Source organism: Paraburkholderia xenovorans LB400 (genome assembly GCF_000013645.1).
Classification (GTDB): domain Bacteria; phylum Pseudomonadota; class Gammaproteobacteria; order Burkholderiales; family Burkholderiaceae; genus Paraburkholderia; species Paraburkholderia xenovorans.
In genome coordinates this window covers 1198030-1210905 of sequence record NC_007952.1, presented here as the reverse complement: position 1 = coordinate 1210905, position 12876 = coordinate 1198030, and the positions used below count along the sequence as shown (strand labels likewise).

The following is a 12876-nucleotide window of genomic DNA, read 5'->3' as shown; positions in this document are numbered from 1 at the left end:
AATAGCCCGATACGCGAAGGTGCACTTACCCACTCCCCCCGATACATGCGATCCCGGATAAAAACGTTCCGAGCCTCTACACAGGCAAAGCAGCAGTAGTGCTGGCGCACCCGTAACAACGGGAGCGCTCTGCCCCGCCACCGACCGCCACCGCGTATCTCAATGATCAAGTCTCACCCGGCAGATCCTGACGAAGTTCCCGTCGCTCACAGCCTGTCAGCAGCACTCGATGGTGCGCGAGCGTGGTATGTGGGCGCGCCGACGCCCCTTCGGCACCTGATCGAATTGTATCGACCGAGACCCTTGCCGAAGGCTTTTTACGCCAGCGTACACGGCCGAGCGAACAGAGGCGGGGCGACTGGGATCAATTCAGTCATGTCGAGATTGGGTACGCACGCGGGCCACTGTTGGTCTTCGTGATTGTGCTGCCTTATTCTCGCGATATCTACTCTGCGCTTTCTTCCTTGAGGCGCGGATGGAGAACTTCCTGCGTGGCCACATCGGCGCGTTCCGTCACCGCGCCGATGGAGGCACTTGATAATGCCGCCACGTTTGCCCCTGAATGCGAAGATGTACGTCGGTGAACCGACTGTGCTGTTGACGCTGCCCGAATGCGATGAGGACTGCGAGTAGTGAAAGGATGAAGATAGGTTTGGATATCTATCTGGATACAGTCCGACAAGCTGGACTTCCGCTAGGGCATTGTGATCGATACGCCCAACCCACCGCCAGCACCCTCTGCAGCAAAGTACAACAAACCGCTCTGACCTGCCCCCCCCGGAATCCGACTACCCCAATCACACGCCATCAGACACACCCCTACCAGGGAACACATTTATTTTTTTTCCATTGATTGTCCGACAGAATACTATCATTCTACATCCCAAGAATTTGAATCGAATCAAACTGAGGAGCCAACTGATGCGTCGTCGTGAATTTCTGGCAGCGGCCAGCGCTGCTACTGCAGGGATGCTGTTGTCCCCTGCCAGCCGGGCTGCTGTTGATACAACCGGCAAGCCGGTCGCTGGAGGCACCTTGCGGGTAGCATTTACGTCGGATACGAAGACGCTGGATCCGACGTTCTCGGTCAATTTCTCCGAGAGACAGCCGCTCTACCTCATCTACAACACGCTTCTTTCGATCAACCCGGACGCGTCGATCGGACCCGAGCTCGCCGAGCGCTGGGAGATCCTGGGCGGCGGCAAACGCCTCGTTCTGCACCTGCGCAAGGGCGTCGTCTTTCACGACGGAACACCGTTCGACGCTGCCGCCGTCAAGACGAATATCGACATGCGGCTCGACCCGGCCGTCAGTTCACCGCTGCGGCCACAACTTGCACTCATTGTCGATAACGTTCAGGTGAACGATCCTGCTACGGTGACGTTGAACCTCAAGTCGCCCAGCCCCGCGCTTCTTGGCATGCTCGCCCAGCGCGAGGGGTTCATGGCATCGCCCGCGGCCATGCGCAAGTACGGTAAGGATTTCGGCACACACCCGGTCGGTACCGGCCCGTTCGTTTTCAAGGAGTGGATTCCGGGCAATTCGTTGACCGTCGAAAAGAACCCTCACTATTGGGAACCGGGAAAGCCTTACCTCGATCGTATCGTCCTGAGCGACACGTCCAATCCGATCGTCGCCATGCAACGTCTCAGAACGGGCGAAGTCGATTACATCTCGGCGCTCTCACCGATCGATATCCGGCCGATCGAGAAGCAGCCCGGCATCGTCCTCGATCCAGGGCCGGCGAGCCGCTGGTATGCGCTCCAATGGCAGATCGACCGTCCGCCGTTCAACAATCCGCTGGTCCGTCAAGCCGTTGCGCACGCAATCGACCGGAAGCGTATGGTCGAAATCCTGATGAACGGCAAGGTTCCGATTTCCGATTCGATTGCGCCGCCGGGAACGTGGTGGTTCGATCCTTCGGTTCACTCTTATCCGTACGATCCCGCCAAAGCCAAAGCGCTACTGGCACAGGCCGGCGTAACCAATCTGAGCGTCGGACTGTCTACGCCGCAGATCATGCTTCTGCAGCAGATAAACCAACTGGTGCAGGAGCAGTTGAAAGCGGTCGGGATCACCGTCCGACTGGACCCGATCGCACAGAGCGACTGGTATCCACGGGTTTCACAAGGATTGGTCAACTTCACCCCTATGCGTTGGGCACAGCGCCCCGATCCTGATGGCCTCTTTCCGTTGTTGTTCGGCAGCACAGGCGCCCAGAACAGCACGAAATACAAGAATCCGGAAGTCGACAGATTGCTGGAAGTCGCGCGCAACTCGGCAGACCAGTCTGAACGGAAAGCCGCGTACGGTCAGATCGAAGCGATCGTGACGCGTGATCTCCCTTACGTACCGCTCTTTTTCTCGCTCGAATATGCCGCGATGCGTACCAACGTTCACAACCACGTCTGGTTACCCGACGAGATACCGCGGTTCCGGAACATGTGGAAATCGGCGACCTGAATCCCCGACAGACCGCCCGGCAGATCCGTATGAAACACGGCGGCCCTCGTGGCCGCCGGAAAAATCATGTCGTTACGACAAATTTTTCCCTTTTAATAAGTATTACAAATCAATATCAAGTAGTTAGAAGTTGATGTTCCGCCGCACCGCCTCCAAAGAAAGTAGCGCATCTTACTTAGTTAGGTATACGTATCAATAAACTGCCGAAAAACCTTTAACCCAGATTCATCCCACTGAATGGTGTCAAAAATGAAGAAGACCGCCTTGGCCGCAATCGTTCTCGCAAGCTCCTCTGGCGCAGCGCTGGCGCAAAGCAGCGTCACGTTATACGGCATTGTTGACGAAGGCTTCATGATCAACACAAACGCTCACGGAGCCCGTCAGTACGGCCTTGTCAGCGGTAGCGAATCGGGCAGCCGCTGGGGCCTCAGGGGCTCCGAAGATCTCGGGGGCGGCCTGAGTGCGATATTCAACCTGGAAGGAGGCTTCAATTCCTCCACCGGAGCACTGGGGCAGAACGGCGATATCTTCGGACGACAGGTCTATGTCGGACTTGCCGCGCCGACATGGGGCCAGCTGACTTTCGGCCGGCAGTACCCGACCGGCTATGACTACGTCGGCAGCCTGACTGCTTCGCCGCAATGGGCGCTCGGCGGCGCTGGTTATGGCGCACATCCGGCAGATCTCGACAATCTGGACGGCACGTACCGCGTCAATAACGCGGTGAAATACAAATCGCCGTCTTTCAGCGGATTTTCATTCGGTGCGCTGTACTCGTTTGGCGGCGTGGCAGGCAGTTTCTCGCGCAATCAGATCTATTCAGTCGGCGCCGGCTACACCTACGGTCCGTTTGTGCTCGCCGCCGAGTACACCGATGTCAGGAATCCCAACTTCTCACTGTGGGGCAATAAGGCCAACGACAGCACGACAGCATCCAATATGTCCGGGCCCGTGATTTCCGGCCTCGCTACGGCAGGCTCGCAAGACGTGGCCGCGGTCGGAGCGAACTACAAGCTCGGCAGCGCGACGTTCGGCCTCGTCTACAGCCACACGTCGTTCAACGACCTCGGCACGACAACGGTAAGCGGGCTGACTGGCGCCCGCCTGCGCGGAACCGCTGTGTTCAACGTGATCGAAGCCAACGCGAAATACATGCTCACGCCGGCCTTGCAACTTGGCGCCGCCTACTCCTATACCGCTGGCGGAAGCCTGGGCGGACGATCTGGCGCCCGTTACAACCAGGTCGACCTCGGCCTCGATTACAACGTGTCCAAGCGTACGGATCTCTACCTCGTGGGCGTCTATCAGGTTGCGTCCGGCCACGACTCGACGGGCGCCGACGCGGTCGCGCAAATCGCATTTGCGACGGCATCCACGTCCAATCGCCAACTGGTGGCCGTTGGAGGCATCCGTCACAGGTTCTGAAGTCGCTGTCGAACGGCGACTGTCAGGCGGGAAGCTGCGGATCGTCCGCGGCTTCCCGCACAAAAACCGTTTTGGTCGCAGAGCATCAGATGGTATACTAGAAGACATAAACTTTGATCCGGAACACCAAGAGGATTGCAATGCCGATGGACTTACCTCCCTTCCTGAGGGACGCCGCGACGGAGTTGGCTGGCGCCGAAGCGGTCGAACGGATGGTCAGCTACATAAGGCCTGCGGAGCAGATCATGACGGCCCCTGTCATGGGCAGCATGAAAGCGTCACGCGTGAGCTTTGCGTATGTACTCGCGCGCCGCATGATCGAGGAGCGTTGGCGTATTACATTGGTATCGTGCGAATGCGATGCCAATGGCCAAGGGCGGCTTGAGTACCGCATCAATGCGAACGGAACCGAATTCACCTATATTGCGCGCGCCTATGAGTGGGACGGGAAGGAAAAGGTTGGACGTCGTTCTGATGGTGCGAATCGGGACATGTTCGGCGCCCTTTTCCTGGGCGTACCGGGTGCTGAACGGATCGAACAGGAATTCGCCACCTTCGACCTGAAGAACGTCGAAACGATGCGCACGGATTCGGCAGTGCTCGGCTGGACACCGGCGAACCGCAGCGCTCGCATTTTCGATCACGTCGTCGAAGCACTTGCAGCGGGACATCAGCCGGAACCCGGGCTTATCGGCAGCGCATCGGCTTATCTGCTGCGCAATGGCGGCTTTCAGGGCAGTGGCCGGAACGGTTCGATTTCGTATCCTGGCATTTCCGCGGGCCATCCCCTGCGTCATCCGTTCTTCGCCGATCTCTTTGGCCTGTACATGGTGCGGCAGGTGTCGATCGACCTCGTCAATGCGATTGCCAAAGCACGCAATCCGAACGCCGCGAGACTGTCCGACGAAATCGCCGGCTACCTCGCTGTCGGGAACTCCTCCGGCCAAGGCATGTGCGTTGCATTGCAGCGTTGGCCGCACTGGGTGTCGACCTGGCTCACCGTTCGCGAAGCAGCGCTCGCCTACGCTCGATCCATGCCGGTCGACGAAGCTACCACTGCACACCTGAAAGACCTGCTCAAGCGTGTTGCAGCGTATTGCGACACCGTGGCTGTACCAACCGAAGACTACGTGGTATCGAACAAGGTCATTGCCGCCAATCTGCGCGACATCTCGAAGTGGCTGGAACAGTCGCCAGGATTCGAACTGTGGGACGACCTGGCGCGCGCCGCCGTCCGCTTCGATCAGGAAACGCAGGAACAGCTGAATTCCCTGCTTATCGACCTCTATCCGGTGGTCGCCGATCGCTTCTCCGACTACCTTTTCGCCGGCGCGACTCGTGAACGCGACGTTCAGCCGGAAATGACGATCGCCGGTCTCAGGCGGCTTTTGCGCGAGCACTACAGTTGGGCGCTCCGCTACGACACACTGCAATCGCAGACACGGCAACACTTCTGGTATCACTCCGCCGACAACGGCGAACAACGGCGGGGCGAACGCATCATCGATCCCCACGAGGAATTCGAATCGTTCGTCGATCATATCGGCATCGTGCAGCGTCTTTGCTGCGTCGCGGCCAGTTACGCGGACGACGCATTGGTCGGCGAGTTGATGTTCGACCATCCGGATCTGGAAGTTGCCGTCTCGCGCGTTCAGTACCTGGCCGATCTACCGTATGCGGAAATCCGCGACAACCTGATCCACAAAGACTTCATCCCCGCTCAGTTGATTCGTTTCTTTCTTGCTTCGCTGGGTATTGAATGCTCGACGCCGCTCAGCATCCGCTACGTGCGAGGCGTGTTCTTCCAGGGCGCTCCATTGCCCGCGGAAATTGCACGAGGCACGACCCGCGACTGGCGATATCCGCTCGAACCCGAATTGCAGGCAGAGGTGCTCTCATGAAACAAACGTCGGCTGCCATGTCGGAAATCATTCGCGTGGCGTGGTGGAGTCTGCGCGCACTGGGTTGTCCCGCCGGCGCTGTCGAACGGATGGCCAAGGTGCTGGCCTTCTCCGAAGTGCTGGAAGGCGGATGCGTCTCGGCGCTGCGGCGCGATGAAGCGTCGCTGATCGCCACGTTCAAGGCCGCCGCGCCGCGATTCACCCCGGCAAATACCGGCGGCGGAATTATCGAAGCGTCCGGGAGATCGCTCCTTGACGTCGGCACTCGCGCGATCGACCTGTTGACCGGTCTGGCCAAACACGGCAATCAGCCCGTCCAGATCCGCATCAATGACGCCTCCGACCGCCTTGGCTTGTCCGGCGCCTGTACGCTCGCCGCCAGAAGGGGCGTCGGGGTGCTCGCGATCATGCCGGGCGAGTCCGGACACCGCGCCTGGCACTACTATGCAGGTACCGGATCCGGCCTGGAATCGGTCAGCGGTGTGGCGCACGGCGGCGATGACGCATGGTTCGACCTGCTTGGCCAATTGACAGGCACCGATATCGAACCGCCGCGCTCCGGCGCGTCACTCGATAACGACGGCGCATCGATCGATCTGCTCGGGGTCGTGCATCGGGCAGGAAATGAACTGCGCGGCTACGCGGGTCAGACAACGGGCGTCGTCTGGACGGACGTCGAGGGCGCGCTGCAGGCCGCTTACTCGAACGGCGTGATGATTGCGACCGGGGACCTGAAATTTCTGTACGAGCTCGAGACCCGTACGTGGGCACCATCGTCGGAACGCTCGCGCATGCAGGCGGGTTTCAGCGCGCCCAGCCCGGCCGCGTGACGCGCGCCATGATCCCGAACATCAAACAGGAGCAGATGCATGGACACTGAACGCTTCGCCGTCGGCGAGCAACGCAGACGGGACGTGCTCGGCAACGAGTATGTCGATCAATCCCTGCGCAACGCCGACGCTTTCAACCGTCCCTTCCAGGAACTCGTCACGGAGTACTGCTGGGGCGAATGCTGGGGCGACCCAACCCTCGTACCGCGCGAGCGCAGTCTGCTCAATCTGGGAATGATTGCGGCGCTGGGAAAAATGCATGAGTTCGAGTTGCATGTCCGCGGCGCCTTGAAAAACGGCGTGAGCCATGAACAGTTGCGGGCCGCGCTCATTCAGATAGCGGTGTATTGCGGCATTCCGGTCGGCGTCGATTGTTTCCGCGTCGCGCGGAAAGTTCTCGCCGAGCAGAATGCCGCGCCTTCCATCGATTCATCTTCAATCAGGGAACAATGATGCCGTTCAACATCCGGAAAATCGTAGTCTTCAAGGAGACCACGTTGGTAGAAGGTGACAAGGCGCTCGCGCGTCCGGTCACGCTTGTCGGCGTCGCAGCCGTGATTCGCAATCCGTGGTTTGGCCGCGGCTTCGTCGAAGACCTGTCGCCCGAGCAACGCGACGGGTGTGGCGAGCTCGGCAAGGTCATGGTGGCTCGCATGCTCGAAGAATGCGGCGGCCCGGAGGCGATCGAGGCATACGGGAAGAGCGCCGTCGTGGGCGGTGCGGGCGAGATCGAACACGCCTCGGCCGTCATCCACAATCTGCGTTTCGGCAACCACTACCGGAATGCCGTTTCGGCGGAAAGCTTCCTGTCCTTCACGAATAAACGCGGCGGCATGGGCACGTCGATTCAGGTGCCGATCAAACACATCCACAATGGCGCGGCGCGATCGCATTTCATCACGCTCGAATTTTCGATTCCTGATGCGCCGAATCCGGACGAAATCGTGATCGTGCTCGGTGCGTCGAGCGGCGGACGTCCGCACGCTCGCATCGGCGACCGCAATCAGGACATGGAAGAGATCGCCCGGGAAGAAGCCGCCGCCTGATCTGCGCCTTAGCCGCGAGGGGCGCCCGAGCCCGACTGCTCCTCGCGCAACAGCGCAGTGGCGGACTGCGCGGAGCGGTTGATCAGCGCCCGCACCACGAGCGCCGCCGCTTCGCCATCGCGTTTTTTAAGCGCGCGAAAGATTTTGCTCATCAGGTCTACGGTGCCATGCCGGCGCTCGACCGGAGAGCGGCGTGTCGTCGTGGCCCGCAAAAGCGTGATGCGCGCGCCGAGCAACTGCATGACGTGTTTCGCAGTCTCGTTTCGAGCGCCTTCGTAGATGATCGCGTAGAAGCGATTCGAGGCGTCGAGAAACGCTTCGTCGTGTTCCACCGGCATGCTCTTCAGCTTGTTGACCGTCTCTTCAAGCGCGCCAATCTCCGCTTCGGTAGCGCGCTCCGCAAAATGCAAGGCGGCTTCGGAGTCCAACGCCGCGCGAACCTCGTAGATCTCCAGTGCAATCTCCGGAGTGAGGGTCGCTACCACCACGCCTTTGGTGTCGAGACTTTCAACCAGGCGCTCGGATTCGAGGTTGCGTAGTGCTTCACGTATGCTGCTCCGGCTCACGCCGGTCTGTTCGCAAAGATCGCGTTCGATCAGCTTCTGACCGGGAGCAAGGCGTCCGGCAATGATCGCTTCGCGCAACACGTTAAGCGTCTTCATCCGGATCGTCTCGTTCTTGGTGACGCTCAGGCCCAGTTCCTGGGCGGCGATTGCGTCTTCTGTCATTGTTCCCACCTTGATTTAAAAAATTTAAGCGAATCAGTTTGCGTCTCTTACCACGCCGGGCCGTGCAGGGCTGTGGATCAGCCCTTGCATCAGCCCGTGCTTCAGCGCGTTCTACCGCAAGAATTCGAGGAGCATGTCGGCGATGGTATCCGGGGCTTCCATCAGCACGCTGTGCCGCAGTTCCGGAAGGATAGACAGCTTCGAATTCCGTATTTTCTCATGCAGCAGGCGTGACATTCGCGGAGAGGACCCCGAGTCGTTTTCCCCCGTCGTAACGAGCGTCGGCGCCTGGATGCGCTCGAAGGCCATGCCGCGGTCCGCCTCAGCGAAAACGCGGTAAGCGGCTGCATACGAGCGGTGGTCGTTCGCGATCAGCTGTTGCAACCGGAACGCTACCCGGTCCGGATTGGCGGCCTTGAAAGCCGGCGTGAACCAGCGGTCCTCCGCCGCGGAGACGACCGACGCAATCCCGTCCCGATCGATCTGATCCGCGCGTTTCAGTACCCGCTCCCGCTCCTGATCCGTACGCTCGGCCACCGAACTGATGAGGACCAGCCGGTTCAGCCTTTGCGCATGTTCGATTGCATATTTCTGGGAGATCAGGCCTCCCAGCGAAAAGCCGACCAGGTGCGTTTTGTCGATCTTCACCGCATCCAGCAAGCGGTCGATGTCGCTGACGAAATCGTCCAGCGAACAGCGGGTCATCCTGCTGGATTGACCATGTCCTCGCAGGTCCGGCCGCACCACCGTAAAGAACGGCTCGAGCGCCTGCGCGATCACATCCCAGCTCGAGTGATCCGCTCCAATGCCATGTACGAGGGTCACGTAGGGACCGGCTCCCTGAATTGTATAGCGCAGCTCCAGGCCGTCTGCCGAAACATATTTTTCCACTTGCATCGCTCCTTCATATCTGATGGTATACGAGATGTTATCGGACAAAAAACGTTTCGGCTAGATCGACGAAAGGAATCGGAGGAGTTGGCGAATGGAATACGTGCGATTTGGGCGTTCGAGCCTGCGTGTCTCGCGAATTGGATTGGGCGCAATGGGGTTCGGAGACCCCGCATGGAGAAAGTGGGTGCTGGCGGAGAATGACGCCTGGGACATCGTGCGCACGGCGGTGGACGCCGGCATCAACTTCGTGGACACCTGCGATTTTTATTCGGCCGGCGCGAGCGAGACCATTATTGGCAACACGTTGTGGGACTGCGCACCGCGTGATCAGATGGTGCTCGCAACCAAACTCGGCAATCCGATGGGCACGCATCCCAATGCACGCGGCTACTCACGCAAGCATATTTTTTCGGCCGTTGAAGCATCGCTTCGCCGCCTGAAAACGGATTACATCGACTTGCTTCAAACGCATATCTGGCAGCCTGAGACGGATCTCGAGGAACTGGTGATCGCGTTCGACGAACTGGTGCGTAGCGGCAAAGTCCGTTACGTCGGCGCGACGACCATGCCAGCCTGGGCGTTCGTGCAGTGCGTGAACATTGCGCAGCGTAGCGGACGCTCGGCGTTCGCGTCGATGCAGTGCGAGTACAACGTCTGCCACCGTGAGGCCGAACGCGAACTGATGCCTTTCTGCCGCGAATATGAAATCGCACTGATTCCGTTCAGCCCGCTTGCACGCGGATTTCTCAGCGCCGACCGGCGCGATCCGTCGATGTCCACCGTCCGCCACCAGACTGACGATTACACGCACAAGCACTATCACCGGCCGGCGGATTACGCGGTATTCGAATGCGTCGCCCGCATCGCCGCGAAGCACGACTGCGAACCGAGCCAGGTCGCGCTTGCCTGGGCGCTGCGCCAGCCGGGCATCACGTCGCCGATTTTCGGTGCGACGCAAACCGCTCACGTGAAAAGCGCTGTCGACGCACTGAAACTCAGGCTCGACGACGACGACGACACGGCGCTACGCGCCACGTACGAGACCCGACCGCTCGGCGCGAAGAGCCACTAACGCGATCCGCGCGGTTACCCGCACACCTTTACCGAGGCATCTCATGGCAGATCAAGTCGAAGTTTTCTCGATGTATATCGACGGCGAGTTCGTACAGGCCGAAGGCGGCCGCACGCTCGACAGCATCAACCCCTGGAGCGGGAGCGTCTGGGCGAAGGTTCCCGATGCGACGGCTGCCGACGTCAATCGCGCGGTCGAAGCCGCGCACCGCGCGTTCACGAGCGGTCCGTGGCCGAAGATGACGCCGACCGAGCGCGCGGTACTGCTGCAAAAGCTCGCCGACAAGCTCGTCGAACACAAGGAACGCCTCGGCTACGTCGAAACGCAGGACACCGGCAAGCTGCTGAAGGAGACCACCTGGCAGGCCGGACACACGGCCCGCGCGTACACGTATTTCGCGGGGCTGGCCGATAAGCTGCAAGGCGATATTCCACCGTCGGGCGCCAGCATGCTGAATCTGGTCCTGCACGAACCGGTCGGCGTCGTGGCAGCTATCATTCCGTGGAATTCACAACTGCAACTGTCGGCCTACAAGATTGCGCCGGCACTCGCCACGGGCAATACGATCGTCGTCAAAGCGTCCGAAGACGCATCTACACCGCTGCTCACGCTTGCAAAGCTCGTTCACGAAGTGGGCTTCCCGCCGGGCGTCATCAACTTCGTATCGGGCGGCGCCAATCCGTGCGCGATCACGCTGACGAGCCACCCTCTCGTCCGGCGCATCGCCTTTACGGGCGGCGCAGATACTGCGCGGCGCCTCATCCCCAACTCGGCGCACAACATCGCGAAGCTGTCGCTCGAACTCGGCGGCAAGTCGCCGGTCATCGTGTTCGACGACGCGGATCTCGACAGTTGTGTGAACGGTATCGTGGCGGGCATTTTCGGCGCCAGCGGACAGAGTTGTGCGGCGGGCTCGCGTCTGCTTGCACACGAATCGATTCACGACGTTCTCGTTGAACGGCTTGTCGAGCGTTGCAAAACGATCCGCGTTGGTGATCCGTTTGATGCGGCCACCAACATGGGGCCGCTTGCCACCGCACGCCAGGTGGACCGGATCGAGACGCTGCTGGCCAGCTCGGTGGAACAGGGTGCGCGTGTTGTCAGCGGCGGAAAGCGTATTGGCGGGTTACCGTTCAACCAATGCTTCGAGCCCACTATTGCATTGTGTGATCGTAGCGACTATCCGATCGTGCAGGAAGAACTGTTCGGCCCCGTGTTGAGCGTGCTCAAATTCCGCGACGACGACGAAGCGGTCGCCCTCGCCAACGACAGCAAGTACGCATTCGCCGGCGGCATTTTCAGCCGCGACTTTGCCCGCGCCATGCGCACGGCGCGCGTGGTCAACGCGGGGCGTCTCTGGATCAACACGTACCGCGTTACCGGCGTCAACGTTCCTTTCGGCGGATTCAAGCAAAGCGGCTACGGACGCGAAGCAGGTATCGATGCGCTCAAGGACTACACTGAGACGAAGGCCGTCATGATCGAGGTCGGCGGCGAAGCCGTTGCGGATCCGTTCGTGATGCGATGAACCCACGACTCGCGCCGTTGAGTCCTGAAAGAGGAAGCATTCGATGTTGACAGTAATCGGCCGCCGGCTGGTCTGGGCCGCCCCCAATCTTGTTTTCGTGACCGTACTGCTGTTTTTCAGCACTGCGGTATTTTTCGGCAATCCGGCCGCGCTGATGCTCGGACAGGATGCCACGCCGCAAGCCATTGCCGATCTGAGCCATCAGATGGGTTTCGATCGACCGGTGGTCGTGCAGTACCTCACCTGGGTCGGTCACGCGTTGACGGGCGACCTGGGGCGCTCTTACACCACGCATCAGACGGTGTCGGAAATGATGATCCGCTCGCTGCCCGTGACGGTTGAACTGGCCGTGCTGTCGATCCTGCTCGCGACCGTCGTTTCGGTGGGGCTGAACAGCCTTACGTGGGGCGAACGCGCGATTCGTCCGGTCGTGACGGTGCTCAGCATCATCGGCATGACCGTGCCGAACTTCATGCTTGGGATGGTGGCGATTTTCATCTTTTCCGTGCGGCTCGGCTGGCTGCCTTCGGTCGGCTGGGTGCCGTGGGATCGCGGTCTGTGGGACCACCTCGAACACCTGATACTGCCGACCGTCACGCTCGCCGCCTATTACTTCGGCGCATTCACACTCGTCTACCGTGCCGAGTATCAGGCCGTGCGTGAACGGCTATTTGTCCGCGTGGCGCGCGCGAAAGGACTTTCGGCTCACCAGGTCTCATTCCGCCATATCCTGCCCAACTCAGTGCTGCCGGTCATCACGTACATCGGCATTAGCCTGGGGCAGTTGATGGGCGGCGCTGTCGTGACCGAGACGCTTTTTTCGATGCCCGGCATCGGCAAGCTCTTCGTCACCGCGATCCTGTCACGCGATTACCCGGTGATGCTCGCGGTCGGCATGTTCATCATCGTCGCGGTCATTCTGATGAACCTGCTGGCCGACCTGCTTTACACGTTGATCAATCCGCAAATCCGGCTGAATTAGGAGTACC

11 protein-coding genes are annotated in these 12876 nt (G+C 60.2%); 9 read left to right on the top strand and 2 right to left on the bottom strand.

The window, feature by feature from the left end; genetic code table 11:
* Positions 1–849: 849 nt before the first annotated feature.
* The 6 genes from BXE_RS27360 (at position 850) to BXE_RS27335 (ending at position 7665) form a co-directional block, all read left to right on the top strand.
* Positions 850–2463, top strand: coding sequence for an ABC transporter substrate-binding protein (locus tag BXE_RS27360; protein ID WP_148223010.1), 1614 nt, complete (start codon positions 850–852; stop codon positions 2461–2463).
* 249 nt (positions 2464–2712) lie between these two features.
* The gene (locus BXE_RS27355) at positions 2713–3888 is read left to right on the top strand and encodes a porin (protein WP_011491372.1); all 1176 of its coding nucleotides are present in this window, start codon (positions 2713–2715) and stop codon (positions 3886–3888) included.
* A gap of 146 nt (positions 3889–4034) precedes the next feature.
* Positions 4035–5789, top strand: coding sequence for a hypothetical protein (locus tag BXE_RS27350; RefSeq protein ID WP_148223009.1), 1755 nt, complete (start codon positions 4035–4037; stop codon positions 5787–5789).
* Positions 5790–5878: 89 nt separating this feature from the next.
* Complete coding sequence (locus BXE_RS27345) at positions 5879–6619, top strand: hypothetical protein (RefSeq protein ID WP_148223008.1); 741 nt, start codon at positions 5879–5881, stop codon at positions 6617–6619.
* Between the two features lie 39 nt (positions 6620–6658).
* Positions 6659–7072 carry a carboxymuconolactone decarboxylase family protein gene (locus BXE_RS27340; RefSeq protein WP_011491369.1) on the top strand — a complete coding sequence of 138 codons (414 nt, stop codon included), beginning with the start codon at positions 6659–6661 and terminating at the stop codon, positions 7070–7072.
* Positions 7072–7665 (top strand): amino acid synthesis family protein, encoded by a 594-nt coding sequence (locus tag BXE_RS27335; protein ID WP_011491368.1) that lies wholly within the window; start codon positions 7072–7074, stop codon positions 7663–7665. The genes BXE_RS27340 and BXE_RS27335 overlap by 1 nt, the downstream gene beginning before the upstream one ends.
* Positions 7666–7673: 8 nt before the next feature.
* Here the strand turns inward: BXE_RS27335 and BXE_RS27330 are convergent, their stop codons facing one another.
* The gene (locus BXE_RS27330) at positions 7674–8393 is read right to left on the bottom strand and encodes a GntR family transcriptional regulator (RefSeq protein WP_011491367.1); all 720 of its coding nucleotides are present in this window, start codon (positions 8391–8393) and stop codon (positions 7674–7676) included.
* A gap of 111 nt (positions 8394–8504) precedes the next feature.
* A complete protein-coding gene (locus tag BXE_RS27325; RefSeq protein ID WP_040124860.1) occupies positions 8505–9290 on the bottom strand; it encodes an alpha/beta fold hydrolase in 786 nt (261 codons plus the stop codon).
* An 88-nt stretch (positions 9291–9378) separates the two neighbouring features.
* Between BXE_RS27325 and BXE_RS27320 the strand changes: the two genes are divergently transcribed.
* From BXE_RS27320 to BXE_RS27310, 3 genes are read left to right on the top strand one after another with little or no spacing between them, the layout of a single operon-like run.
* A complete protein-coding gene (locus BXE_RS27320; RefSeq protein WP_011491365.1) occupies positions 9379–10359 on the top strand; it encodes an aldo/keto reductase in 981 nt (326 codons plus the stop codon).
* A gap of 43 nt (positions 10360–10402) precedes the next feature.
* The gene (locus tag BXE_RS27315; RefSeq protein ID WP_011491364.1) at positions 10403–11887 is read left to right on the top strand and encodes an aldehyde dehydrogenase; all 1485 of its coding nucleotides are present in this window, start codon (positions 10403–10405) and stop codon (positions 11885–11887) included.
* Between the two features lie 43 nt (positions 11888–11930).
* Positions 11931–12869, top strand: coding sequence for an ABC transporter permease (locus tag BXE_RS27310; protein ID WP_011491363.1), 939 nt, complete (start codon positions 11931–11933; stop codon positions 12867–12869).
* The last annotated feature ends 7 nt before the right edge of the window (positions 12870–12876 follow it).